Source organism: Microbacterium laevaniformans, assembly GCF_016907555.1.
Taxonomy (GTDB): Bacteria; Actinomycetota; Actinomycetes; order Actinomycetales; family Microbacteriaceae; genus Microbacterium; species Microbacterium laevaniformans.
The window spans coordinates 2,720,341-2,746,043 of record NZ_JAFBCE010000001.1; the positions used below are offsets into that span (position 1 = coordinate 2,720,341).

At 71.7% G+C, this 25,703-nt stretch carries 21 protein-coding genes; 13 read left to right on the forward strand and 8 right to left on the reverse strand.

Annotated features, from left to right (window positions below; all coding sequences use genetic code 11):
• Positions 1-217: 217 nt before the first annotated feature.
• The 4 genes from JOE53_RS13080 (at position 218) to hpxO (ending at position 3,109) form a co-directional block, all read left to right on the forward strand.
• Positions 218-844, forward strand: coding sequence for a helix-turn-helix domain-containing protein (locus JOE53_RS13080; RefSeq protein ID WP_016463960.1), 627 nt, complete (start codon positions 218-220; stop codon positions 842-844).
• Positions 845-858: 14 nt separating this feature from the next.
• On the forward strand, positions 859-1,353 hold the full coding sequence (uraD, locus tag JOE53_RS13085; protein WP_233449572.1) for a 2-oxo-4-hydroxy-4-carboxy-5-ureidoimidazoline decarboxylase: 495 nt from the start codon (positions 859-861) through the stop codon (positions 1,351-1,353).
• Complete coding sequence (gene uraH, locus JOE53_RS13090) at positions 1,350-1,670, forward strand: hydroxyisourate hydrolase (RefSeq protein WP_061681921.1); 321 nt, start codon at positions 1,350-1,352, stop codon at positions 1,668-1,670. The genes uraD and uraH overlap by 4 nt, the downstream gene beginning before the upstream one ends.
• Positions 1,671-1,915: 245 nt before the next feature.
• The gene (gene hpxO, locus JOE53_RS13095) at positions 1,916-3,109 is read left to right on the forward strand and encodes an FAD-dependent urate hydroxylase HpxO (protein ID WP_204947974.1); all 1,194 of its coding nucleotides are present in this window, start codon (positions 1,916-1,918) and stop codon (positions 3,107-3,109) included.
• A 170-nt stretch (positions 3,110-3,279) separates the two neighbouring features.
• Here the strand turns inward: hpxO and JOE53_RS13100 are convergent, their stop codons facing one another.
• Positions 3,280-4,896, reverse strand: a complete 1,617-nt coding sequence (locus JOE53_RS13100; protein WP_271170967.1) for a MinD/ParA family ATP-binding protein — start codon at positions 4,894-4,896, stop codon at positions 3,280-3,282.
• Here JOE53_RS13100 and JOE53_RS13110 point away from each other — a divergent pair.
• A complete protein-coding gene (locus tag JOE53_RS13110) occupies positions 4,879-5,736 on the forward strand; it encodes a substrate-binding domain-containing protein (protein ID WP_325168505.1) in 858 nt (285 codons plus the stop codon). The two genes, JOE53_RS13100 and JOE53_RS13110, sit on opposite strands and share 18 nt — an antisense overlap.
• On the opposite strand, the gene JOE53_RS13115 is transcribed toward JOE53_RS13110, so the two are convergent.
• A complete protein-coding gene (locus JOE53_RS13115; protein WP_036290523.1) occupies positions 5,733-6,251 on the reverse strand; it encodes an adenine phosphoribosyltransferase in 519 nt (172 codons plus the stop codon). The two genes, JOE53_RS13110 and JOE53_RS13115, sit on opposite strands and share 4 nt — an antisense overlap.
• A gap of 84 nt (positions 6,252-6,335) precedes the next feature.
• On the opposite strand from JOE53_RS13115, the gene JOE53_RS13120 reads away from it, so the two are divergent.
• The 4 genes from JOE53_RS13120 (at position 6,336) to JOE53_RS13135 (ending at position 11,459) form a co-directional block, all read left to right on the forward strand.
• Positions 6,336-8,018, forward strand: a complete 1,683-nt coding sequence (locus JOE53_RS13120; protein ID WP_204947975.1) for a glycoside hydrolase family 13 protein — start codon at positions 6,336-6,338, stop codon at positions 8,016-8,018.
• Between the two features lies 1 nt (position 8,019).
• The gene (locus JOE53_RS13125; RefSeq protein ID WP_204947976.1) at positions 8,020-9,024 is read left to right on the forward strand and encodes a LacI family DNA-binding transcriptional regulator; all 1,005 of its coding nucleotides are present in this window, start codon (positions 8,020-8,022) and stop codon (positions 9,022-9,024) included.
• A 279-nt stretch (positions 9,025-9,303) separates the two neighbouring features.
• On the forward strand, positions 9,304-10,527 hold the full coding sequence (locus JOE53_RS13130; RefSeq protein ID WP_204947977.1) for an amidohydrolase: 1,224 nt from the start codon (positions 9,304-9,306) through the stop codon (positions 10,525-10,527).
• The gene (locus tag JOE53_RS13135) at positions 10,524-11,459 is read left to right on the forward strand and encodes a hypothetical protein (RefSeq protein WP_204947978.1); all 936 of its coding nucleotides are present in this window, start codon (positions 10,524-10,526) and stop codon (positions 11,457-11,459) included. Before JOE53_RS13130 ends, JOE53_RS13135 begins: the two co-directional genes overlap by 4 nt.
• Positions 11,460-11,545: 86 nt before the next feature.
• Here the strand turns inward: JOE53_RS13135 and JOE53_RS13140 are convergent, their stop codons facing one another.
• Complete coding sequence (locus JOE53_RS13140; protein WP_204947979.1) at positions 11,546-12,646, reverse strand: VanZ family protein; 1,101 nt, start codon at positions 12,644-12,646, stop codon at positions 11,546-11,548.
• Between the two features lie 72 nt (positions 12,647-12,718).
• On the opposite strand from JOE53_RS13140, the gene JOE53_RS13145 reads away from it, so the two are divergent.
• The 3 genes from JOE53_RS13145 (at position 12,719) to sufU (ending at position 16,571) form a co-directional block, all read left to right on the forward strand.
• A complete protein-coding gene (locus JOE53_RS13145; RefSeq protein ID WP_061681938.1) occupies positions 12,719-14,773 on the forward strand; it encodes an APC family permease in 2,055 nt (684 codons plus the stop codon).
• Positions 14,774-14,836: 63 nt separating this feature from the next.
• Positions 14,837-16,108, forward strand: coding sequence for a SufS family cysteine desulfurase (locus JOE53_RS13150; protein WP_204947980.1), 1,272 nt, complete (start codon positions 14,837-14,839; stop codon positions 16,106-16,108).
• Between the two features lies 1 nt (position 16,109).
• Positions 16,110-16,571 carry a Fe-S cluster assembly sulfur transfer protein SufU gene (gene sufU, locus JOE53_RS13155; RefSeq protein ID WP_036318749.1) on the forward strand — a complete coding sequence of 154 codons (462 nt, stop codon included), beginning with the start codon at positions 16,110-16,112 and terminating at the stop codon, positions 16,569-16,571.
• A gap of 49 nt (positions 16,572-16,620) precedes the next feature.
• Here sufU and JOE53_RS13160 read toward each other — a convergent pair whose 3' ends face one another.
• From JOE53_RS13160 to JOE53_RS13170, 3 genes are read right to left on the reverse strand one after another with little or no spacing between them, the layout of a single operon-like run.
• Complete coding sequence (locus tag JOE53_RS13160; RefSeq protein ID WP_204947981.1) at positions 16,621-17,418, reverse strand: alpha/beta fold hydrolase; 798 nt, start codon at positions 17,416-17,418, stop codon at positions 16,621-16,623.
• A gap of 47 nt (positions 17,419-17,465) precedes the next feature.
• Positions 17,466-17,768, reverse strand: coding sequence for a DUF427 domain-containing protein (locus tag JOE53_RS13165; protein WP_036318744.1), 303 nt, complete (start codon positions 17,766-17,768; stop codon positions 17,466-17,468).
• A complete protein-coding gene (locus tag JOE53_RS13170; protein WP_204947982.1) occupies positions 17,765-19,282 on the reverse strand; it encodes an MATE family efflux transporter in 1,518 nt (505 codons plus the stop codon). Before JOE53_RS13170 ends, JOE53_RS13165 begins: the two co-directional genes overlap by 4 nt.
• Positions 19,283-19,424: 142 nt before the next feature.
• Here JOE53_RS13170 and JOE53_RS13175 point away from each other — a divergent pair, with 142 nt between their 5' ends.
• Positions 19,425-20,345 (forward strand): DUF808 domain-containing protein, encoded by a 921-nt coding sequence (locus JOE53_RS13175; protein ID WP_204947983.1) that lies wholly within the window; start codon positions 19,425-19,427, stop codon positions 20,343-20,345.
• 117 nt (positions 20,346-20,462) lie between these two features.
• On the opposite strand, the gene JOE53_RS13180 is transcribed toward JOE53_RS13175, so the two are convergent.
• Positions 20,463-22,565: an HAD-IA family hydrolase gene (locus JOE53_RS13180; RefSeq protein WP_204947984.1), complete on the reverse strand. Its 2,103-nt coding sequence runs from the start codon at positions 22,563-22,565 to the stop codon at positions 20,463-20,465.
• 93 nt (positions 22,566-22,658) lie between these two features.
• Positions 22,659-25,562, reverse strand: coding sequence for an aminotransferase class III-fold pyridoxal phosphate-dependent enzyme (locus tag JOE53_RS13185; protein WP_204947985.1), 2,904 nt, complete (start codon positions 25,560-25,562; stop codon positions 22,659-22,661).
• Between the last annotated feature and the right edge of the window lie 141 nt (positions 25,563-25,703).

Consider the following 25,703-nt stretch of genomic DNA (forward strand, 5'->3'; position numbering starts at 1 on the left):
TACCTTCCAGGGGTTCCGAGTCGGTGACGGAGGTGGGCGGACCGCGACGTGGAGTCCGTGGCCTGGGTGGTGCGTAATGTGAAGTTATTGCTTCACCCAGCCCGGGCGATTTCGCTCGTGTAACGGCTGTGTGAAGTTGGCTCTTCACATGTGACGAACACGTGAAGCCCGATCGGGGCGCCGCCCGCTCGGCATCCGCGCCCGATACGATCGCGACATGAGCCGCGCCCCCGCCGTCGATCCGCCGGAGCTCGATGCCGACCGTGCCGAGAGCGCGGGTGACGGGGTCGGTGAGCGGCTGCGCGCCCTGCGGGTCGCCCGCGGCATGTCGGCGCGCGACCTCGCTCGCCGGCTCGGCATCTCGCCCAGCGCGGTGTCGCAGATCGAGCGCGGGGTGATGCAGCCGAGCGTTTCGCGCCTGATCGCCATCACCGACGAGCTCGACGTGCCGCTGACCTCGGTCTTCGACCCTTCCGGGTCGCAGGCGCCGACCACGCCGACGAGCTTCGGGCTGCGCCGCGCCGAGCACGACACGGCGATCGTGCTGGACGACGGCGTGACCTTCCGCCGCATCTCCCCCGTGCCGACGCCCGGCGTCGACTACTTCGAGTCGACCTACCCGCCCGGTGCGACCGCCCACAGCGACGCCGGACTCTTCCGCCACGAGGGCTACGAAGTCGGCACCGTCGTCTCGGGCGAGCTGACCGTCGACTTCGACGACGAGCGGGTGGTGCTGCGCCCGGGCGATGCCATCAGCTACCCCTGCTCGCGTCCGCACCGACTGCACAACACCTCCAGCGAGCCCGTCGTCGCCCGCTGGCTCGTCGTCCACGGAGCCCGCTGAGCATGGCCGCCGAGATGAGCATCGACGCGTTCGACGCGCTGCCCGCGGATGCCGCGGCATCCACCGTCGGCGTGTGGGCCGCCGTTCCCGCCTGGGTCGACGCCGTCGTCGCGGGGCGTCCCTACGGAACGCGCGACGCGCTGATCGCCCGGGCGGACGCGCTCGCCCGCACCTGGACGCGCACCGAGCTCGACACCGCCCTCGCCCACCACCCGCGCATCGGCGAGAAGCCGCGCGGCGCGGGAGCCGAGGCCGCCGCCTCACGCCGCGAACAGGCGTCGATGTCGTCAGCCGGTGCTGCGACGACGGCGGCGATCGCCGACGGCAACGCCGCCTACGAGGAACGCTTCGGCCGGGTCTTCCTCATCCGCGCCGCCGGGCGCACGCCCGAGCAGATGCGCGCGGAGCTCGACCGGCGGCTCGGCAACGGCGACGAGACCGAGGCCGCGGAGGCCCTCGATCAGCTGCGCGAGATCGCGCTGCTGCGACTGGAGACGACGATCGCATGACCCACCTCACCACGCATGTGCTCGACGGCGCGGCCGGAGCCCCGGCATCCGGCGTCGACGTGAAGCTCCTCGACGCCGACGGAGTCGCCGTGGCGAGCGGGCGGACGGATGCCGATGGCCGCCTCGCCCTCGGACCCGACGAGCTGTCCGCGGGGACCTACGCGCTGGTGTTCGCGACGGGGCCGTACTTCGCGGCGCGCGGCTCCGAGACGTTCTATCCGTCGGTCACGGTGAGCTTCGCCGTCGCCGACACCCGCCACTATCACGTGCCCCTGCTGCTCAGCCCGTTCGCCTACTCGACCTACCGCGGCACCTGACCCCCCCTCCCTCGCAACGTCCGCCCTCCCCCGCGACGGCCGCCCTCCTCCGCGACGTCCGCCCTCCTCCGCGAGACACGGGCCGTGCACCGAGACACGTCGTGTGCAGCGGTGTCTCGGTGCGTAGACCGTGTCTCGCGGACTGCGGGGGCGGGCGGGCGGCGGGCGGGTGGGCGGGGGGCGGAGGCGGGTGCGGTTACCCCGAGGAAACGTCGCGGTGACACGGCATCCGTAGCGTGGCCGGCATGAAGGTGATCGTCGTCGGAGCGGGTGTCGGGGGAACGAGCGCGGGCATCGCGCTGCAGAGGCTGGGCCACGACGTCGTCATCTACGACCAGATGCGCGAGAACCGTCCGGTGGGAGCAGCCCTGTCGCTGTGGTCGAACGGCGTGAAGGTGCTGAACTGGCTCGGACTCGGCGCCGAGGTCGCCGCTCTCGGCGGCGACATGGCCGACATGGTCTACCTCGATGGGCACACCGGCGAGACCCTGTGCGACTTCTCCCTCGCGCCGGTCACCACCCAGACGGGGCAGAAGCCGTACCCGGTCGCCCGCGCCGATCTGCAGGCGCTGCTGATGGAGCGGTTCGGCCTCGACGGCATCCACCTCGGCAAGAAGCTCGTCGGCATCGCCGACGACGGCACGACCGTGACCGCCACGTTCGCGGACGGCACGACCGACTCCGCCGACATGCTCATCGGCGCCGACGGCGCCCGCTCGATCGTGCGCGACTACGTGCAACCCGAGGGCGCGCCGTCGATCGAGCGCGAGTACTCGGGGTACACCAACGTCAACGGGCTCGTGCCGGTCTCGGCATCCATCGGACGCCCGACGGCGTGGACGACGTACGTCGCCGATGGCAAGCGCGCCGCGGTCATGCCGATCGCCGGCGACCGCTTCTACTTCTGGTTCGACATCCCCCAGCCATCGGGCCTGCCGTATGACCCCGCGGCAGGCGTCGCACCGTTGCGCGAGGCGTTCGGCGACTGGGCGCCCGGAGTGCAGGAGCTGCTCGCCGCGATCGACCCGGCCACCTCGCTCAACCGCGTGGAGATCTGGGACATCACCCCGTTCGACACCTGGACGAAGGGCCGGGTCGCGATCCTCGGGGATGCCGCGCACAACACCTCCCCCGACATCGGCCAGGGGGCGTGCTCCGCGCTCGAAGACGCCTTCGCGCTCGGCATCGCGTTCGCCACCAACACGCTGGGCGTCGCCGACACCCTCCGCCGCTACGCCGCGATGCGCGTGGAGCGGGCCGGGGAGCTCGTGCTGCGGGCGCGCAAGCGCGCTTGGGAGACACACGCCTTCGACCCGGCCGTGACCGACGCCTGGTACGAGAGCCTCCGCGCCGCCGACGGCACCGGCATCATCCGCGGCATCGTCGGCAACATCGAAGACAGTCCGGTCAACCTCGGCGGCGGGCTGCTCGCGGGCTGAGCGCGCCGCGGCATCCGTCGCCGGGCCGCCCCGGCGTCACCCGCCGATCCGCGGGCCGAACTGCAAGGGATGCCGCGCGACACGCCGCGGCATCAGCCATCCCGCCGGCGCGTCGCCGTCAAAGCCCTTGCAGTTCGGGCAGGCGTGGTGCGGCCCGCGAGGGCGCGGCGTCAGAGACGACGGGCGATGGATGCCGCGACCGTGAGCCACGCATCGCGGGTCTCGGGCGACAGCGCATCGAAATCGATGGGACCGCCGTCGACGAGCGCGGCATCGAAGGGCACGTGCACGACCTCGGCCGTGACCTGCGAGAAGTGGCGCTCGAGGCGCTCGGCGAGCTTGCGATCGGGCTTGGTCGACGGCGCCGCGAGAATCGTGACGGCCTCGTCGATCTTGTGGTCGAAGCCCTTCTCGCGCAGGCCGTCGAGCAGCCAGGCGGCACTGGCCGCGGTGTCTTCGCGCACCGTCGAGACGATGACGAGCTGGTCGGCTGCGGCGACGGCGGCGACCCAGTTCGAGGCGCGCATGTTGTTGCCGGTGTCGACGATGAGCAGGCGGTAGTAGCGCGAGAGCACGTCGTGGAGGCGGTCGAAGGCGGTCGCGTCGATGGTGGAGGATGCCGCGGCATCCTCGTCCGAGGCGAGCACGTCGAAGCGGGCGTCGACCTGCGTGCGTACGTAGGTGTCGAGCGCCGCGAGGCTCGCTCGATCGGGCGTGGCGAAGCGGTCGAGGTCTTCGAGCAGGTCGACGGCGGTGCGGTGGTGGGGCGCGTTCTGCGCGCGCCAGCCGAGCGTGCCGCGGGTCTCGTTGTTGTCCCAGGCGAGCGTGGCGCCGCCGCGCTGGGTGCCGAACGTCGCGGCCAGCAGCAGCGTCGACGTGGTCTTGTGGGCCCCGCCCTTGGGATTGAGCACCACGATCGTGCGCGGCGCGTCGAGGCGGCGCTGCACGAGTCGCTCGCGGTCGAGGCGCGACTGCTCGGCCTTGCCCGGGCGGGGCGAGATCGCACCGCCCGTGAGGCGACGGATCGCTCCGCGCCACCCCTCGGTCGCCCGCGGACGCGCGCGGTCGGCGCGAGAGTTGAGCAGGTCGTCGACCGTCGGCGTAGCCCGCTGGGCCGGCGTGCGCTGCGCGCCCTCGCGGCGGGTGCCGCCGCTGCGCAGCGGCCCGTCGGTCACCGCCACCGCGGTCGTCGCGGGGGCGGACTCCGCAGCCGCCGCGGCGGACGGGGCCGCCGCGACGGGCACGGCGGAGATCGGTGCGGCATCGGATTCGCCAGCCGCAGGCGACGCCGCCGCGACCGGTGCCGGCACGGCATCGGCCGCCGGCGCAGCCGCAGCGATGGGCTCCGCGACCACCTCCGTCGCCGACGCTGTGGCCTCGGTGAAGCTGCCATCGGGGCTGACGACGAGGGCCCACCGTGTGGCGCCGTCGACGACGGTCGCGGTGACCGGCTCACCCGCCGACGCGGCCATCAGCCGGATCGACTCGACGATGCGGCTGCGCAGCCCCTCCTGCGTCGAGGCGAAGACTTCGTCGACCTCACCGGCGAGGTGGATCTCGGCGGCGGTCTGCGAAGTCACGAGCACGGTGGGTTCGAAAGTCACGCCTCCGAGTATCCCATCCTGCCGGGCGAGGAGTCCCGGAACGCCGGGCTTCAGATCGCTCTCCCCCACGTCGACGATGCCGATGCCGTCGTGGGTGTCGAGCACCGTGATGGTGTTGGCGGGCCGCATGGTCAGCCACTGCGCGAGCGGGCGGAGGTCGTGCTCGTGGAGGGCGTGCAGCACGAGCGGGGGGAGCGCGAAGTCGTAGCCGGAGAGATGATCCGCGGCGCGATCGAGGCGGCACGTGCCCGCGGCTATATGGTCTTCGTCGGCGAGACGGCCGGTGACGCGCATCTGGAGCGCGACCTGCTCGACGCGATGTTCGACTGGCAGGTCGACAGGGTGGTGCTGGCCACGATGATGACCCACGCGCGCGCTATCCCGGTGGAGGCGACCCGCATGCCGACCGTGCTGCTGAACATCGAGCCGACCGACGACGCCGACTACGTGCGCGTGCTTCCGGACGAGGTCGCGGCCGGTGCCGCCGCCGCGCGCCTGCTCGTGGACACCGGGCATCGGCGCATCCACCTCATCGGCGTCGGCGACGACCCGGCGAACGCGCACCCGTTCGGCCTCGCCGCCGCCCAGCGTCTCAGCGGCGCCCTCTCGGTCTTCGCCGAGGCAGGGCGGCAGATCGTGTCGGCTCGTCCGACGGTGCAGTGGCTGCCGCCGGAGGGCTTTCGTCTCGTGTCGGAGGTGCTCGACAGTGGCGCCGAGGTCGATGCGCTCCTGTGCTTCAACGACCGTCTGGCGATGGGCGCCTACCAGGCGCTCCAGGAGCGCGGGGTGCGCGTGCCCGAGGACGTCTCGGTGCTCTCGTTCGACGACACGTCGTTCGCCCGCTGGCTGCGACCGGGCCTCACGACCTTCGCCTTCCCGCAGCGCGCGCTCGGCCGCGCCGCCGCGGACGAACTCATCGACCTGATCGAGCGCGGTGCCGCGACGGACGGATCATCCCCTCCCCCGGCGCACCTGGTTCCGCTGCCGTTGCGGATGCGCTCGTCGGTCACCGACCGGACTTAGACCCGGAAGACGGAATGGACCGGGCCGCACACCGCGCGCCCCTGAAGCTCGACGAGCTCCATCAGCACCGCCGTCCCCGCCAGCTGCAGGCCGAGCTCGTCGAGCAGGTGCTGGCCCGCGCGCAGAGTGCCGCCCGTGGCGAGGATGTCGTCGACCAGCAGCACGCGCGTGCCCGCCTCGAGGTCGTCGCTCATCTCGATCTCGGCCGTGCCGTACTCGAGGGCGTAGGAGACGGATGCCGCGGGCCGCGGCAGCTTGCCCGCCTTGCGGATCGGCGCCATCCCCACACCCGCCGCGATCGCGACCGCGCCGGCCAGTATGAACCCGCGCGCCTCGATGCCCGCGACGACGTCGAACTGCCCCGCGAAGGGCTCGATCACGGCATCCACGACGGTGCGCAGGGCCTGCGCGTCGGCGAGCAGCGGCGAGATATCGCGGAACAGCACGCCCGGCTGCGGGAAGTCGGGGATGCCGGCGATGAGCGATTCGGCGTGGGCGAGGGCCTCGGAAGTCACCGGTCAAGGCTAGTCGCCGCCGGACGCGACCCGTCGCGCGGGAACCGCCACCGGGTGCGCAAGCGCTTGCGCTACGCTGATGCCATGACGTCGCAGTTGACCTTCTCCCTCCCCGATATCGGCGAGAGCCGCCCCGGCGCCGAATGGTGGCGCACCGCGGTGATCTACCAGATCTACCCGCGCTCGTTCGCCGACGCCTCCGGCGATGGCATCGGTGACCTCCCCGGCGTGACGGAGCATCTCGACGACCTGCGCGCCCTGGGCGTGGATGCCGTGTGGCTGAGCCCCTTCTACCGCTCTCCGCAGAAGGATGCCGGGTATGACGTCGCCGACTACTGCGACGTCGACCCCCTGTTCGGCACGCTCGCCGACTTCGACGAGATGCTCGCCGGCGCGCACGAGCGCGGCATCCGCGTGATCGTCGACCTCGTGCCCAATCACAGTTCCGACCGGCACGTCTGGTTCCAGGAGGCGCTGGCCGCAGCCCCCGGCAGTGCCGCGCGCGCCCGCTACCTCTTCCGCGACGGCAAGGGTGAGAACGGCGAGCTGCCGCCCAACAACTGGGAGTCGGTCTTCGGCGGCCCGGCGTGGACCCGCGTCACCGAGGCCGACGGCACGCCGGAGCAGTGGTACCTGCACCTGTTCGACACGAGCCAGCCCGACTTCGATTGGTCGAACCCCGAGGTGCAGGAGGAGTTCCGCGGCATCCTGCGGTTCTGGCTCGACCGCGGCGTCGACGGCTTCCGCGTCGATGTCGCGCACGGCCTCGTCAAGACCGACGGTCTGCCCGATCACCTTCCCGCGGTGGATGCCGACAGCATGGGCGGCTCCGACGACGACGTGCCGTACTGGGGTCAGGAGGGTGTGCACGAGATCTACCGTGACTGGCACCGTGTGCTCGCGGAGTACGACGGCGACCGTGCGCTCTGCGCCGAGGCGTGGCTGCCCACCGTCGACCGCACCGGCGAGTGGGTGCGCTCCGACGAGATGCACCAGGCGTTCAACTTCCCGTACCTCATGACCGAGTGGGATGCCGCGGCCATCCGCGAGGTCATCTCCGAGTCGCTGCGCGCGTTCCCTGCGGTCGGCGCCCCGGCCACCTGGGTGCTGTCGAACCACGACGTCGTGCGCCACGCGTCGCGGCTCGCGCTGACCGCCGAGAACCCGCAGGGCCACGGCATCGGTCCCGACTCGCCCGGCCAGCCGATTCCCGAGGTGGGCCTGCGCCGCGCCCGCGCAGCGACGACCGTGATGCTCGCCTTGCCCGGCTCCGCATACCTCTACCAGGGCGAGGAGCTCGGCCTTCCCGAGGTCATCGCGCTGCCGCCCGCGTCTCGGCAGGATCCGACCTGGTTCCGTACCGACGGCGAGCGCTACGGCCGCGACGGGTGCCGGGTGCCGATCCCGTGGACCGCGGATGCCGCCGCCTACGGCTTCAGCCCGACGGGCCAGTCGTGGCTGCCGCAGCCGGCCGAATGGGCCACGCTCGCCCGCGACGCGCAGGAGTCCGACCCCGACTCGACGCTGTGGCTGTACCGGACGCTCCTGGCGACCCGCCGCGCCGAGGGCCTCGGAGCGGCGACGCTGGAGTGGCTCGACGGCTACGGCGACGACGTGATCGCGTTCCGGTCCGGTCGGGTCACCGTGATCGCCAACGCCGGGGCCGCGCCGGTGATGCTGCCGTCGGGTACCGTGCTGGTCTCGAGCGAGCCGTTCGACGGCACGGAGCTGCCCGTCGACGTCGCGGTGTGGATGGTCGCGGACTGACGTGACCGGCATCGAGGAGGTCGCGCGCGCCGCCGGCGTCTCGACGGCGACGGTGTCGCGCGCCCTCAGCGGACGGGGACGCCTCTCCGAGGCGACGCGCGAGCGTGTGCGCGCCGCGGCCGCCGACCTCGGCTACGTCGTCTCGGCCGCGGCATCCACCCTCGCCTCGGGCCGCGCCGAGAACATCGGCGTGATCGTGCCGCTGCTGGACCGGTGGTTCTTCGCCACCGTGCTCGACGGCATCGCCGCGCAGCTCGCGCCGCGCGGCTACGACATGACGCTGTACAACCTGACCGACGATCCGGCGCAGCGGCGGAGCCTGTTCGAGGCGTCGCTGCGCCGCCGACGCGTCGACGGCCTCATCGTGCTGTCGGTCGAGCTGAGCGCCGACGAGCTGCGCCAGCTGAACGAGCTGCCCGTTCCCGTCGTGGCGCTCGGCGTTCCGCATGCCGAGCTGCGGGGGCTGCGCGTCGACGACACGGCCGTGGGCCGGCTCGCCACGCAGCACCTGCTGGAACTCGGCCACCGCGACATCGTGCACCTCGGCTGGAGTCTGCCGGACGATGCGGGCGAGACCCTCGACATCCCCACGCGTCGGCGCCGCGGATTCGCGCAGGCGATGAGGGATGCCGGTGTCGCCGCACCCCGCTTCGTCACGGCCGACTTCACCGTCGAGGGGGCGCGCCGCGTATCGCGTGAACTGCTCTCCGGCCCCGACGCGCCCACCGCGATCTTCGCCGCATCCGACGAGATGGCGTTCGGCGTGCTGGCGGCGGCGCGCGAACTCGGCATCGAGGTGCCCGGCCGGCTGTCGGTCATCGGCGTCGACGGGCACGAGCTGGCGGAACTGTTCGAGCTGACGACGATCGAGCAGTTCCCGCACGCACAGGGCGAGCGCGCCGGACAGACGATCCTCGCGGAGTTGGGCGTCGACGAGCCGGCGGCTGCCTCGGCATCCCTGCCGTTCGAGCTCGTGGTCCGCGGCTCCACCGCGCCGCCGCACTGACCACCGGTTCGCGCCGCCCGCCCTCCCCTGTTCCGTATTCAGTCTGCGCTTCGGGACCTCGGCGCCCGTGCCGCGGAATCACGCGGACCACACCGGATGCCGGGACCGGCCAGACTGAGTACGGAACGGGGAGATGCCGCGACGCGGCGCGAGCAGTCCCCGCGACGCGGCGCGAGCAGTCCCGGCGACGCGGCGCGAGCAGTCCCCGCGACGCGGCGCGAACGGCCGCAGCGCGCGCTCTCGGCGACGGCCGAGTGACCGCCGCGTACTCTCGATGGCATGAGCATCGACCTCGAAGCCCTCTACATCGACCTGCACCGCCACCCGGAACTGTCGTTCCAGGAGACCCGCACGGCGGGTGTCATCACCCGCGAGCTCACCGCTCTCGGTCTCGAGTACGTCGAAGGCCTCGGCACCACCGGCGTCGCCACGAGCATCACCGGCACGGCCACCGACGACGGACCCGTCGTGTGGCTGCGCGCCGACATGGACGGCCTTCCGGTCGCCGAGCAGACCGGTCTCGCCTACGCCAGCACCGTCCGCGGCATCGACCCGGCCGGCACCGACGTGCCCGTGATGCACGCGTGCGGCCACGACATGCACGTGGCGGCCCTGCTCGGCGCTCTCGAGCGGCTCGCGGCGACCCGCGACGAGTGGTCGGGAACCGTCGTCGCCGTCTTCCAGCCCGCCGAGGAGCACGGTGCGGGCGCCCAGGCGATGATCGCCGACGGCGTGCTCGACCGTTTCCCGAAGCCCGACATCGTGCTCGGCCAGCACCTGACGCCGCTCCCGGCGGGCACGATCGGTGTGCGCCCCGGAACGCAGATGGCGGCCTCGGACGGCCTCACCGTGCGCCTTCTCGGCCGCGGCGGCCACGGTTCGCGACCGCACGCCACCATCGACCCCGTCGTCATGGCCGCCGCCACCGTCATGCGCCTGCAGACCGTCGTGTCGCGCGAGATCGACCCGCGGGAGATGGCCGTCGTCACCGTCGGCTCGATCCACGCGGGACTGAAGAACAACATCATCCCCGCCGAGGCGAAGCTCGAGTTGAGCCTGCGCTACCCCGACGACGAGGCCCGCGCCGACGTGCTCGCACGCGTCGAACGCATCGTGCGGGCGGAGGCCGCGGCATCCGGAGCGGAGGAGGAGCCGGTCATCACGACCGACCACTCGCTGCCGCCGACGATCAACGACCACGAGGCCACCGCGCGCCTGTCCGCCGCGTGGGAACGCGCCTTCGGCGAAGGGACGGTCGTCGACCCGGGCATGTTCACCGGAAGCGAGGACGTCTCGTGGTTCGCCCGCGAGGCGGGCGTGCCGCTCGTCTACTGGTTCTGGGGCGGGCTCGACCCGCAGCAGTTCGCGGATGCCGTCGCGCGCGGCACCGTGAACGAGGACATCCCCACCAACCACTCGCCCTTCTTCGCCCCGATCCTGCACCCCACGATCGAGCGCGGAGTGGACGCGCTGGTCGTCGCGGCACGGGAGTTCCTCGGATGAGCCTCGAGGATCTGTTCGGCCCCCAGCCCGACGAGCCGGAGCGCCCGGCTCGCGAGCCCCGGGCGGAGCGCGAGCCCCGGGCGGAGAGCGAGCCCCGGGCGGAGCGCCAGCCTCGGCCTTCGCGCGAACCGCGCCCTCCGCGCGAACCGCGTGATCCGAAGCCGCCGCGCGAACCGCGCGAACCCCGCACCCCGGGCGGTGGGGGCGGTTCTCGCACGACGCTGATCCTCGGCATCGTCGCCGGCGTGCTGGCGGTGGCCGTCGTCGCCGTGGTCGGCTTCGCGCTGACCCGCCCGTCCGATTCGGCGCAACCGGCCACGTCGGCGACGGCGGTGGCGACCGACGATGCGTCGGTCCCGGCATCCACTCCCTCCTCGACGCCGAGTCCCACCACGACCGCCGCGGCCACGGGCGTGGCGTTCTCGGCGACCGGCTTCACGCTCACGACCGCCGCCGGCCAGCCCTTCACCTACCGATGGGCCGACGAACCCGCCGCCGCCGTCGCGGCCCTCACCGCGGCCTTCGGGGCGCCTCCGACGCAGCGCACGCAGGCGGGCAACGGATCGACACTGCCGGATTACACCGTGTACACGTGGAACGGATTCTCGCTGTTCGAGATGGTCCCGACCGCGACGCTGACGCGGGCGGACTTCTCGCAACCGGCCTACGCGCTGTTCACCGCGAACGAGGTGGGCGGAGTGCCGGTCACGGCGGAGTTCGGCCTGAAGATCGGAATGAGCGCGGCCGAGGTGCGCGCCCTCACGCCGGCGCCGGCGAGTGAGACGCCGCGCGCCTCGGGCAGCATCCGCTTCGCCTTCGACCCCCAGCGTTCCTCGTTCAAGAACGGCACGCCCTCGTACAGCGTGTTCGCCGACACCGACGGTGCCGACGGCCCGGTCGGCACGATCCTGTACTTCTACGCTCCGCAGTAGGTCGCCGCCGCGGATCGGACGGGCGCCCTTCCGCTCGGTTCACAACTCCGGAGACTCGACGCCGCCAGCAGCCGGCGCCCGGCCGTTCACCCGTTTCGGGACGATTTCTCCGGAGTTGTGAACACCGTCCCGCCGTCGCCCACCGCGGCAGCCGGCTCACGCGCGTCGACGAGCCGCTGCCCGCTCAGCAGCCCGGGCAGCCCGCGGCCGTCGCGCGTCGTGAACACGAGTACGACGGATGCCGCGGCGAACACGAACTGCACGAACGTCCAGGGCGCCGGCACGAGCCCCAACAGCAGATAGCCGCCGATGCCGGCGACGAACCGCAGCGGCCGCGCCACCGGGGCCGGCAGCGGCCCGCCGCGGTAGCGCAGTTCGACGGCCAGGTCACCGGGCGTGCGGCCGGTGGCGAGCACGACGACGGCCCAGATCGCGATCGGCGTCACCGCCAGGGCGAATCGGCCGGCGGCACCGTCCAGGACCGCGGCGTGGTCGCGGACGACGTACTCGAGGAACACCTGCACGGCGACGGCCGAACCGTACCCGACGAGCACGACGCCGAGCAGATCGCAGAACATGGCGAGCAGCCGGCGTCCGCGCGTGACCGGGTGCGGGCGGCTCCCGGCATCCGTCGATCGACGCACCCACCACCGTCGGGGGACGATCAGCGCGACGAGCGAGCCGAGCACCGCCCCGACCGTGTTCGTGAGCATGTCGTCGACGTCGAAGACGCGGTACGCGCACGGGTACAGTCCCCACACCCCGGTGAGCTGGGTGGTCTCGATGGTGAGCGACACCAGCAGGCCGGTCGCGAACGCGACGAGGATGCCGCGACCGCCCAGCACACGGAGGAAGAAGCCGAGCGGCAGGAACAGCAGCACGTTCAGCGCCAGTTGCAGGACGGCGAAGTCGGTGAGGCTGCGGGCACCGCGGAGGTCGTCGACGAAGGCCCAGATGTTCAGGTTCACCCTCGCGCAGGCGTAATTCTCGGCGTCGGGCAGGGGAAGCAGCGTGTACGTCCAAATGGCCCAGAAGTAGACGAGGGCGGCGGCCCACAGCAGAAATCGGCCGACGGTGAGCCGGCCGCGGCGACGGTAGCTGATCGCCACGAACGGCACGAACAGCACGATTCCGACCGCGAATCCGATGGCCAGCGCGACGACACCGGAGTAGACCTCGTTCCGCATGCGTCGATCCTTGCAGCCTCGCGGCGTCATTCTCACGCTCGCCGGGATTGCGCGGCGACACGCGACCGCGTAATGTCGCCCGCCGTGACAGACGACAGTCGCGGCCCCGGCGAAGAGACGCCGATCGCCAAGCGCATCCTCATCGGTGAGCCCCTCACGAGCGAAGAGCTCGAAGGCCAGCTGCTCCCCAAGAAGATGGCGCTGCCGATCTTCGCCTCCGACGCTCTCTCCTCGGTGGCCTACGCGCCGCAGGAGCTGCTGATGATCCTGCTGATCGGCGGGACGGCCTTCCTCGCGCTCAGCCCCTGGGTTGCGGCGGCGGTCGTCGCCCTGCTCATCGTGGTGGTGCTCAGCTACCGCCAGCTGATCAAGGCCTACCCCTCGGGCGGCGGCGACTACGAGGTCGCCCGCACGAACCTGGGCGAGAAAGCCGGCGTCGTGGTCGCGGCGGCCCTGCTGGTGGACTACATCCTGACGGTGGCCGTGTCGGTCGCCTCGGGCGTGGACAACATCATCTCGGCCCTGCCGAACCTCGACCCCTGGCGCGTCGAGCTCGCGGTCGGCTTCGTCGTGCTCATCATCCTGGTCAACCTCCGCGGTGTGCGCGAGGCATCGACGGCCTTCGCGATCCCGACCTATCTGTTCATCGGCTCGGTCATGCTCATGATCGGCACCGGGCTCGTGCGCTGGATGCTGGGCGACGCGCCGATCGCCGAGAGCGCCCAGTTCGCCGTGCAGGCCGAGGATCTCAGCCAGGCCGCTCTCATCCTGCTGATCCTGCGCGCGTTCTCCAGCGGCTGTTCCGCCCTGACCGGCGTGGAGGCCGTCTCCAACGGTGTTCCGGCGTTCCGCCAGCCGAAGATCCGAAACGCCCAGACGACGCTCGTTCTGATGGGTTCGATCGCCATCACGATGTTCGCGGGCCTCACGGTGCTCGCCCTCGTCGCCGGCGTGCACTACTCGGAGGACCCGTGCCGACTCGTCGGCTTCAACTGCGAGGCGCTCGTGCAGCCGAGCCTCATGGCGCAGGTAGCCGCTGCGACGTTCGGCAACGGCAGCATCCTCTTCTTCGTGGTGCAGGCCGCAACCGCCGCCGTCCTGCTGCTGGCCGCCAATACGGCTTTCAACGGCTTCCCGCTGCTGGGTTCGGTGCTCGCACGCGACGGCTATGCTCCGAAGGCCCTGAACACGCGCGGCGACCGTCTCGTCTACTCGAACGGCATGATCATCCTGGGCCTGGCCGCGGTGCTGGTGCTCGTGATCTTCCAGGCGAAGCTGACCACGCTGATCCAGCTGTACATCATCGGCGTCTTCGTCTCGTTCTCACTCGGCCAGCTCGGCATGGTCAAGCACTGGCGGCGCGAGCTGCGGCTACTCTCCCCGAAGGCGGCGAAGGCACGGCGAGAGGCGATCTCGGGCCTGTTCATCAATGCGCTCGGGGCGACGTTCACGATCGTCGTCCTCGTGATCGTGACGATCACGAAGTTCACCCACGGCGCCTACCTCGTCTTCATCGCGATCCCGCTGCTGTCGTTCCTCATGATCGGGGTGCACCGCTACTACCGCGACGTCTCGCACGAGATCGCCATGGACGACGACGTGCACTACGGCTCGACCGGAGATGTCGCGCTCGTGCTGGTGGGCACGCTGCAGAAGCCGACGGCGAAGGCGATCGACTACGCCCTGTCGGGCAGGCACGACAAGACGTTGGCGGTACACGTCGCGGTCACGGCGGAAGAAGCCCGCGACGTGCAGGAGGACTGGAAGTTGCACAACATGCCGGTCCCGCTCGTGGTGATCGAATCGCCCTACCGCCACTACGCGCCTCCGATCGCCCAGTTCATCACGAAGTATCGCGAGAAGCACGGCAGCGCCGTCGTCACGGTTTACATGCCGCAGTACATCGTGGGTCACTGGTGGGAGACGTTCCTGCACAACCGACGCGCGCGCCGCATCGCACAGCAGCTCATGCTCGTGCACGGCGTGCAGATCACGCTGGTGCCGTGGCTGCTCGACTCGTCGGAGCTGATCTACGGCCGCCGCTCCCGCCCGCTTCTCGGAGATGACCGTCGTGACGGACGGCTGCCGAGCTACGGGCTGGTCGCCCACACCGAAGACGAGAGTTGACGGCATCCGAGGCGGCTCCGTCGCGCCGGAGCCGTGACGGATGCCGGGGCGTAGCCTAGAGGGGTGACTTCCGCGACCGCGTCTCCCGCTTCCACCGCGCCCGTAACGGCCCTGGACGCCTCCGCGATCAAGGCCGACTTCCCGATCCTGGCCGAGCAGGTCAACGGCCACCCCCTCGCCTATCTCGACTCCGCGGCCACCAGTCAGAAGCCGCTCGCGGTGCTCGACGCCGAGCGCGACTTCCTCACGCACGCGAACGCCGCGGTGCACCGTGGGGCGCACACGCTGGCCGCCGAGGCGACGGAGCTGTTCGAAGACGCGCGAGCCACCGTGGCCGGGTTCGTCGGCGCGCAGCCCGAACAGCTCGTCTGGACGAGCGGCGCCACGATGGGCCTCAACCTCGTCGCATACTCCATCGGGAATGCGCGCCTCGTGAGACCGGGTGACGAAATCGTCACGACCGCGATCGAGCACCACGCGAACCTCATTCCGTGGCAGGAGCTCGCGGCCCGCACCGGCGCCGTGCTGCGCCACATCCCGGCGCACGACGACGGCACGCTCGACATGGATGCCGCGGCATCCCTCATCACCGAGCGCACCCGGGTCGTCGCCTTCACGCACGTCTCGAACGTCCTCGGCATCGTGAACCCCGTCGCCGAGCTCATCGCCCTCGCTCAGGGCGTCGGCGCGATCACGGTGATGGATGCCTGCCAGTCAGCGCCGCACCTGCCTCTCGACCTGCCCGCTCTCGGCGTCGACCTCGCGGTCTTCAGCGGACACAAGATGCTCGGCCCGTACGGTGTCGGCGGCCTGTATGGGCGCACGCCGGTGCTCGAGGCGCTGCCGCCGTTCCTCACGGGCGGCTCGATGATCACGACCGTGACGCTCGATCGCGCCGAGTACCTGCCGCCGCCGCAGCGCTTCGAGGCGGGCACCCAGCCGGTCGGCCCCGCGATCAGCCTGGCCGCCGCCGTGCGCTACCTCGACGACATCGGCCTCGATCGCATCCATGCCCACGAGGGCATGCTCGCTCAGCGCATGCACGCGGGCCTCGCGGAGATCCCCGGCGTCCGCCTGCTCGGCGACGCCGCCGGGGTCGAGCGCGTCGGGCTGTGGGCCTTCGACGTCGACGGCGTGCACGCCCATGATGCCGGCCAGTACCTCGACGCGCTGGGCATCGCCGTCCGCGTCGGCCACCATTGCGCCGCGCCCCTGCACTCGCGCTACGGCGTCACGGCCAGCGTTCGCGCCAGCACCGCCCTCTACAACACCACCGACGACGTCGACCGTCTCATCGAGGCCGTCGCCGGCATCCGCCCTTACTTCGGAGTCTGACATGAGCGATCTCGACGCCCTCTACCGTGAGCTGATCCTCGATCACTCCAAGCACCCGCAGCACTTCGGCCTCACCGACGAGGGCGACGCACCCGCCACGGTCGGCACGATCGGCACCTCGCACCAGAAGAACCCCGTCTGCGGCGACGAGATCACGCTGCGCGCCCGCGTCGACGGCGAGACCATCGCCGACGTGCGGTGGGAGGGTCGGGGCTGCTCGATCTCGCAGGCCTCGGCATCCATGCTCGCCGACCTCGTCGCCGAGGAAGGGCTCAGCCGGGCCGAGGCCCTGCAGCTGATCGAGGGGTTCCGTGAGGCGCTGCGCTCGCGCGGAACCCTCGAGCTCGACGAGGAGGTCTACGGCGACGCCGCGGCCCTGTCGGGGGTGTCGAAGTTCTCGGCACGCGTGAAGTGCGCGATGCTCGCCTGGGTCGCCCTCGAAGACGCCATCGCCAAAGCCTGACCCCCTCCCCGCCCCGGTGCGGATGCCGAGCCGCTAACGGGTGGGGGGCTTACGAACCCAGGAACTCGAGGGCGGCGCCGCGGAAGACGCGGGAGCCGGGCGCGTTGAAATGGTGCCGGTCGGGGATCTCGACGAAGCGTCCCTGCGGGCAGGCGGCAGCGAGCGTCTTCGAACCCTCGATGATGCCGTCGAGCGATCCCGTCGCGAACATCACCGGCTGCTGCGGCGCATGGGCGGGGTCGGGGTCGACCGTCTTCGACGACCGCATGCCCTCGGCGATCGCGAGGAGCGCACGCAGGTCGTTGCCGGGCACGCGCTCGGCGAGGGCGATGTAGTTCTGCGTGACACGGTCGGTGACCGGCGTGCCGTCGGCGATGAGCGCCCGCACCTGATCGAGGTCGAGGCGGGCGAGCGGGATGCCGTCGGGAACCCCGCCGAGCACGGCCCGCGGGATGCGCGGGGCGATGTCCTGCACGACCTCCCATCCCACGCGGGCGCCGAGCGAGTAGCCGACGTAGAACGCCTCGTCGACGAGGTAGGTGTCGAGCATCGTCTCGACGTCGCCGGCGAGCTGGCGGATGTCGTACGCGCGGGGCTCGTGCGGCTTGTCGCTGGCGCCATGGCCGCGCTGGTCGAGCGCGAGCACCCGATATCCGGCAGCGGTGAGATCGCGCACCCAGCCCGTCGCGACCCAGTTGTCCTTCGTGCTCGACGCGAAGCCGTGCACGACGACGACGGTGGGTGCGTCCTCGTCACCCCACGAGTACGTCGCGATGCGGTAGCCGTCGCCGACCATCAGGTACTGCGGGTCGGGCATCTGCGTGAGGTTCTGAAGCGGCGCGGTCACGGCTTCTATCCTGCCGTCGATTCGGCGGCCCCGGTCGCCGCGACCGGTCACTCCTCGACGCGGACCTCTTTCCAGAACGCGACATAGCCCGAGAAGTCCTTGCCGACGCGGGCGATGCCGCTCTCGTACGGCGTCGGGTACGACCAGGCGCGATCGGCGAGCAGCTCGTCGCCGGAGCGCACGGAGTAGTACTGGCACTCGCCCTTCCACGGGCAGGTGTAGGGCGTGGGGCTCTCCTGCAGGAGGTCCCAGTTCACGCTCGACGGCGGGAAGTACCAGTTGCCTTCGATGGAGATCAGGTCGTCGCGGTCGGCCTCCGCCACCGTCACATCGCCCAGAACAGCCTTCATCGCGTCCTCCGCTTCGCTCGCACCCCACCCTTCCACCGTCGCACCCGGCCCGCAACGAGGTCGGCGGCGGGCTGCTGCGGAAGCGGGATGGACTGGGTGACCACGGCATCCACCACCATCGAGCCGTCCGTCGGGCCGATGACGGCGATGGGGGTGGTGAGAGTCGGCTCTGCGGGCTCGACCGGCATCCGCTCGAGCGCCCGGTGGGCGCGCAGGTACGCGGGGATGAGGATGACGCTGGCGCCGACCCAGGCGAGCGGGTTGCTCCACACGACGCCGACGAACCCGAAGATGTGGCCGAGGATGACCGCCGCGCCCACGCGCATCGCCAGCTCCACGAGGCCGGTCACCGTCGGGATGACGGTGCTGCCAAGACCCTGCAGCGTGCCGCGCAGGATGAACAGCACGCCCAGCGCCGTGTAGCTGGCGCCGTTGATGAGCAGCATGAGCGCGGCCAGCTGTACGACGGTGTCGCTGCCGTCGCCGACGAACAGGCGCACGAGCGGGGCTCCGAACGTGATGAGCAGCGCGCCGAGCACGACGGCGGCGGCAAGCGCCATCCAGACCGCCTGCCCGACGCCGCGACGGATGCGATCCGGGCGACGCGCCCCGAGGTTCTGGGCGGCGTACATGGATGCCGCGAGCCCGAGCGACTGCAGGAGCGCGATGGCGAGGCCGTCCACGCGCGACGCGGTCGTGTAGGCGGCGACGGCGTCGGCGCCCAGGGTGTTCAGCGCGACCTGCACCGTCAGGGTGCCGATGGCGATGATCGACGCCTGGAAACCCATGGGCAGGCCGAGTCGCAGGTGCTCGACGAGATCGGCCCGCGTGATGCGCCAGTCGGCGCGCTGCACGTGGAGCACCGGCAGCCGACGGCGGACGTACACGAGGCAGAGGATCACCGAGAGTGCTTGCGAGACGACGGTCGCGAGCGCCGCGCCGGCCACGCCCAGACCGAACGGACCGACCATGAGGATGACGAGCACCACGTTGAGTCCGCAGGCGATCGTGAGGAACAGCAACGGCGTGCGCGAGTCGCCGATCGCCCGGATGATCGCGGAGAGGTAGTTGAAGCCCATGATGGCGCCGGCGCCGACGAAGCTGACCTGGGCGAACACCGTCGCCTCGTCCATGAGCTCGGGCGGCGTCTGCAGCAGGTGCAGGGCGGGACCGGCCAGCAGCGGCGCGCCGACCGTCAGCACGATCGTCGTGATCGCGGTGAGGATCGTTCCCGCCGCCACCGAGCGGCGCACCGCCGTGACGTCGCGGGCGCCGAAGGCTTGCGCCGTGGGGATCGCGAATCCGCTCGTCAGACCCCAGGCGAACCCGAGCAGCAGGAACAGCAGGCTTCCGGTCGCGCCGACGGCGGCGAGTGCATCGACGCCGAGATGGCGCCCGACGACGATCGCGTCGACGAACTGATACAGCTGCTGCACGACGTTGCCGATGAGCAGCGGCACCGCGAACGCGAGGATGACGCGCCAGGGGCTACCGGTGGTGAGAGAACGTGACATACGACCGGGTTCGAGACGGGGGCGGAAACGGCGAAAGGCGCTCCTCACGGGAGCGCCGGATTCCAGGCTATCGAATCGATTCGATGAGCGCAAGCCTCGGCATCCGTCGGTCGGGTCCTGCCCGGCCGGTACTGTTGCAGGCATGTCCGTAGGTCTGCTCGCCGTCGTCGATGACATCCTCAGCGCGGCGCTGAAGGCATCGGCCAAGTCCGCAGGCGTCGTGATCGACGATGCCGCCGTCACCCCGCAGTACGTGCAGGGGCTCTCTCCTGCACGGGAGCTTCCGGTCGTGGGTCGCATCGCCCTCGGGTCGCTCGCGAACAAGTTCCTGATCATCATCCCGATCGCGATGCTGCTCACCGCCTTCGCGCCCGGGGTTCTGCCGTGGCTGCTCATCGTCGGCGGCGGATACCTCTGCTTCGAGGGCGCCGAGAAGGTGCTCGAGTGGTTCGGCTTCCACCACGGCGGCCACGACGACGAGGGCGGGCGCGACGAGAAGCGACTGGTCATGGGCGCGATCCGCACCGACCTGATCCTGTCGACCGAGATCATGCTGATCGGCCTGTCGAACGTCGATCCCGACCTGGACTTCTGGCTGCGCCTGGCCGTGCTCGCGGTCATCGCGCTCTCGATGACGGCGCTCGTGTACGGCGCCGTCGCCCTGCTCGTGAAGATCGACGACATCGGCCTGAAAATGGCGAAGAGCGGTTCGGTGCGCGTGCGTCACACCGGTGCGCGCATCGTGCGGTCGATGCCCGCGGTCTTCCGCGTCATCTCGATCGTCGGCACCGTGGCGATGCTGTGGGTGGGCGGCCATCTCGTGCTCGCGAACCTCGGCGAGGTCGGCTGGCACGCCCCGGTCGAACTCCTGCACGCCGTCGAGCACGCGCTCGAGCCCCTCGGGCCCGTGGTGGTCTGGGTCGGCGACACCTTCGTGTCGGCCGTTGCGGGCCTGGCCGTGGGTCTCGTGATCGTCGGCATCGCGCTGATCATCGGCAAGGCCTTCGGCAAGAACCTCAGCTTCAGCGAGGGCCACCGCGCCGCCCACGGCGAGACCGACTGACGCCGGCGGGCCGCGGTCGAGAAACCACTTTCGCTCCGAGAAATCGTCGGCACGGTGGTTTCTGACGGCGGATGTGGTTTCTCGAGGTGAATGCGGTTTCTCGCGCCGGCCGCCCGGTCAGTCGAGCGTGACGACAGCCCCGCCGTCCGCGTCCCGTGACACGTGGATGCCGCGGGCATCGGAGACCGTCCACGTGGGCGCCGCCGCGGCGGCGTGGGGGCCGACGCCGATGACGCGCATGCCGGCGGCGAGTCCGGCGGCGATGCCGTTGGCGGAGTCCTCGACCACGATGCAGCGCGCGGCATCCACCCCGAGCGCCGCGGCGCCGGCGAGGAAGCCCTCGGGATCGGGCTTGCTGCGGCTCACGTCGGCCGCCGCGATCACGACGGGAGGCATCGGCAGCCCGGCAGCCCGCATGCGCGCAGTGGCCAGCTCGGTGGTCGCCGACGTGACCAGGGCGTACGGCACGCCCTCGTGAGCCAGCGCGGCGAGAAGGTCGGCCGCACCGGGGATCGCCACGACGCCGTCGGTCTGCGCCGTCTCGGCGGCGAGCAGCTCGGCGTTCTCGGCGAGGTTGACCTCGTGCGGACGGTCGGGCAGCAGCAGCGCCATCGAGTCCTGGCCCTGCCGACCGTGGATGATCCCCAGCGTCTGCGCCGGATCGACGCCGTGATCGAGCGACCACTGCGTCCACAGGCGCTCGACCACGGCGTGCGAGTCGACGAGCGTGCCGTCCATGTCCAGCAGCAGCGCGGCGGCCCGCGTCTCGATGCGAACGACGGATGCCGGCACGCGCAGCACCTCCCACCCTCCGCCGAGCGGTGGCACGTGCCACCCGGCGTGGACGGTGCCATCACCGTCGCGCGACACGATCACCCGGTGCGGCGAGGTCGTGTCGACGAGGTGCACGAGCGCGGCGCCGTCGTCGCGGCGTTCCCCGCGCGTCGCGAGGCGCAGATGAGTGGCGGCGGGGGCGTCCTCGAGGGCGGGGCCCGTCACGGACACCTCCTGCCAGAACGTGTCCACCGGCACCGAGCCGACGCCCGGCAACACCAGCGTCCAGCCGTCGCCATCGGCGCGGTCGTGCAGTGCGGCACCGTCGAACGGGTCGGCGGCGAGCAGCCGGTCGCGCGCGGCCCAGGTGTCGCGCTCGACGCGGCGCGCCGACACGGCGGCATCTGCCACACCGGCATCCGCCCGGCCGGCGGCATCGGCCCCGCCTGCGACATCCGCTCCGCCTGCCGCGTCCGCGACCTCGACGGCCGCGACGAAGGCCCAGAACGCGCGCAGCGTCGCCTGGGTATCGAGGGTGGCGCCCTGGTAGGCGATGACCAGGTCGTGGTCGGGCAGCACGAGCGCGAACTGGCCGAACGCGCCGTCGAGCCGGAACCCCTCACGGCCGCGCCACACCTGGTAGCCGTAGCCGAGGCTCCAGTCGTTGACCTCGCCGTCGGCGGCGATCGGCCCCTCGAACACCGAGGTATCCGACCAGGGGCGCGACATCTCCTCGACGTACCACGCGGGCGCGACCTGCACGCCGTCGAACGCCCCGCCGGCGCTCAGCATGATGGCCGTGCGCGCGAGGTCATCGACCGTCAGGTGGAAGCCGGACGCACCGTGCTCGATGCCGCCGTAGGGCTGCATCCACCGCTCGCCGATGCCGAGCGGGTCGAGCAGGCGCGGGCGCAGGTACGCGGTGAGCGGCTCGCCGGTGAGGGCGGTGACGATCGCGGACAGCGTGTGCGTGGCCGGGGAGTTGTACGCGAAGTGTGTGCCGGGAGCGAACGCGGGCTCTTCGCGCAGCAGTATGAGCGGATCGGTGCCGATGCGCTCGATCTGCTCGGCCGTGTGGCCCGTGTTCATCGTGAGCAGATGACGCACCGTGATGCCGTGCGGGTTCTCCTCCCCCACGTGCAGACCCGCTGAATCGTCGAGGCCCAGCCGCCGCTCGTCGGCGAGGAAGCCGATCGCCAGCGCCGTGTACGTCTTGGATGCCGAGTACACGAGCGCCGGCCACTCCAGCCGGTACGGCGCCCACGCGGTCTCGAAGGCCACCTCGCCGTGGCGGGCGACCAGCAGCGCGTGCGGGTCGAGACCCTCCGTGGCGAGACGCTCGGCGAGCGCCAGCACGGCGGCTTCGCGGATGCCGAGGCGCTCCGGGGCCCGACGGGCCAGGGGGCGGGACGACAGGGGACGACGGGACTGCGACGAGGAAGTCATCTCCTCCACTCTACGAGCGGAGCCCGTGCCGGGGCCGCCCGCCCGCCGCACCTATCCGCGGGGGCCGCCCGCCCCGGCATACCGCGGTCGCGCTCAGTCGCGGAGAGCGCCCAGCACGGCGTCGAGCGCGGCGACGAACCGGCGCGCATCGACCTCGGTGAGCACGAGGGGCGGTTTCACCTTCAACACGTTCTGCCGTTCGGAGGCGGCCTGCACGATGAACCCGTGTCCGAGCAGCAGATCGCACACGCGCGCCGCCTCTTCGCGCGCGGGCTCGAGCGTCTCGCGGTCACGCACCAGCTCGATACCGAGATACAGACCCGTTCCGTGGACGGCGCCGATGAGCGGATGCCGAGGCATCAGCGCCCGCACCTCCTCGGCGATGATGCCGCCGACCCGCGCTGCATTCTGCTGCAGCCCTTCCGCGTCGATGATGTCGAGGATCGCCGATCCGGCGACCGCGCTGACGGGCGTGCCGCCGGCCGAGGAGAAGAACGTTCCTTCGCGGGCGAGGGCATCGACGATCTCGCGGCGCGTGATGACGGCGCCGAGGGGGTAGGCGTTGCCCGCCGCCTTCGCCACCGAGACGATGTCGGGCACGAGCCCCTGCATCGTGCTCCCCCAGAACGAGCATCCCAGGCGTCCGTAGCCGACCTGCACCTCGTCGGCGATCACCAGGCCGCCGTGCGCGCGCACCGCGTCGGCGACGGCCGTGAGATATCCGGCCGGCGGGATGACGCCGCCGGCGTTGCCGAGCACCGGCTCGCAGATGAAGGCGCCGGCCGGGCGGCCCTCGTCGGCCAGGGAGCGCGCGAGGTCGGCGACCTCGCGCGCGTAGGCGGCCCCGGCATCCGGTCCGCGGTGACGGCCGCGATAGGCGTTCGGCGCGTCGACGAGGTGCACCCAGTCGGGACGCGAGTCGGCGGCGTGCGGGTTGTCGAACGCCGAGGTGCTGACCGCGTCGGCGGCGCTCGTCCAGCCGTGGTAGCTCTCGCGCACCGCGATGACGTCGCGCCGACCGGTCGCGACCCGGGCGAGCGTGAGGGCGAGGTCCACGGCCTCCGACCCGCTGTTGACGGGGATGACGGTGTCGAGCGACGGGTCGGGGCTGTGCGCGACGAGCCGCGCGGTGAACTCGGCGAAGGCGTCGTAGAGGAAGCGCGAGTTGGTGTTCAGCAGGTGCAGTTGCCGGGCGATGCGGTCGGCGAAGACGGGATGAGCGTGTCCGATCGCGGTCACGTTGTTGACGAGGTCGACGTAGGCGCGTCCCTGCGTGTCGATGAGGAGCGCGCCCCAGCCGCGCTCGATCTGCGGCGGCTCGGCGTAGAAGCGTTCGGCGGCGGCGCCGATCGCCTCCTCGCGCACCCGTCGGGCGTGCCGCGTCGCCCGCACCGGATCGGCCACGCGATCGGTGCCCAGGATCGCCGACGGATCTGCCGCGCCCGGGGTCTCGGCTTCGCCCTCGGCATCCGTGAATGCCGCGTCGGCGGCGGCCCCACGCAGACGGCGAGTGATGCGCAGGCGGCCGAGTCCCGGTTCGAGCTCGGCAACGCGACCGAGCGGGGCGCCGGGGTGCACGGAGTGCTCCGGTGCCGTCTCGACGACCAGACCCTCGATCCGCAGCACGACACCGGCATCGCGCACCTCGACCGCGCCGGCGCCGCCGCCCGGATCGGTGTCGACCGTCAGGATGCCGCCGAACGGCGCGGTGACCTCGACACCCGGGCGGGTCCACAGCTCGACGCACCGCGCCCGGGTGGCAGCGGGTCGGGTGGTGTCGGTCGACACGCGGCTCAGGCGGCTCTCGCCGTAGCGCAGCACCGCGACCGGGGCGGAAGCGAGGGTCTCGCGGACGAGCGCCTGCTCGGTGCCGGGAACCGTCCAGCGACCGCGATCGAGATGCGCGCTGCGGATGCCGAGATCCACGGTGGCCGCGGCATCCAGCTGCGACAGGACGGGACGGTAGACGAGGCCCGCGCGGTGCGGCCGGCCCGCGGCCAGGCGCAGCTGCGCCGTCACCTCGGCGGACGGCACCCGCGCCGTGCGCGCGAAGACCTGCCATTCGTGCTCGACCCGCTCGCGCGCGTAGTCGTTGCCCGGGTCGATGCGCAGCTGGCTCCACCCGCTGACGGCGAGCACCGCTCCGCGCAGCACGACGAGGGGCCACAGCGCCTCGATCTCCGCGTCGGTGAGGCGCGCGCGCCGATCGAAGCCCGCGACCGCGCGGGCGACGATTGCGAGGTCGTCGGTGCGACCCATGAGGTCGGCGAGGAGCATCGCCAGCTCGGCGGCGCGCCACGACGTGGCGACATCGCCCAGGTCGATCACCCAGTGCCGTCCGCGCCGATCGCGCATGACGTTGTCAGCGGTGAGGTCGCCGTGGGTCACCTGCCGCGAAAGGTCGGCCGCGACGGCATCGAGCTCGGCGGCGGCGCGGCGGGCCGCCGTCAGGCACTGCTCGCGACGGTCCTCGGGGAGGTCGTCGATGAGCTGCTCGACGACGGCGAGGGCGTTGCCGAGCTCCCACTGCAGGTTGCGGTCGGTGTCCTCGGCATCCATTCCGGCCAGCACGTCGGCGACCTCGGCGACCAGCTCGCCCAGCTCCTCGGCCTGGGCGCCGTCGGCGTCGGTGAGGTCGGACAGCGGCTCGCCGTCGACGATCTCGAAGCCGGCCACCCGAGAGACCTGCCCGTCGGCGCAGACGATCTGCGTCGTGCGAACGCCGTCGACGGTCGTCAGCACTTCCGGTGTCAGCAGTCCCTCTGAGCGCAGGCGATCGGAGGCCGCGATGTGCAGGTCGACGGCGAACGCGTCGACCGTCGGGTGGAAGATCTTGACGAGCATGCCCGCCCCGTCCACGCCGCGCACGAGGACGTTGCGGTCCTGCTGACTGCCCAGCTCGGTGAGCTCGCCGTCCACGCCGTACTCGCGCCGGGCGAGCGCGCGGACCTCGTCGAGGTCGACCTCGGGTCGGGCGAGCAGCCAGTTGTCGGTCATCGGGTCACGTCCTTCGGGAGAGGGCGGTCGAGCGGAGATGCCGCCGGTGCGCGCCGCGCGGGCACCACGATTCTGGCGGATGCCGCGGCATCCGTGTGTCCGGATCAGCGGCGTCGACCGGTCATCCCGTCCGCCGGTCGA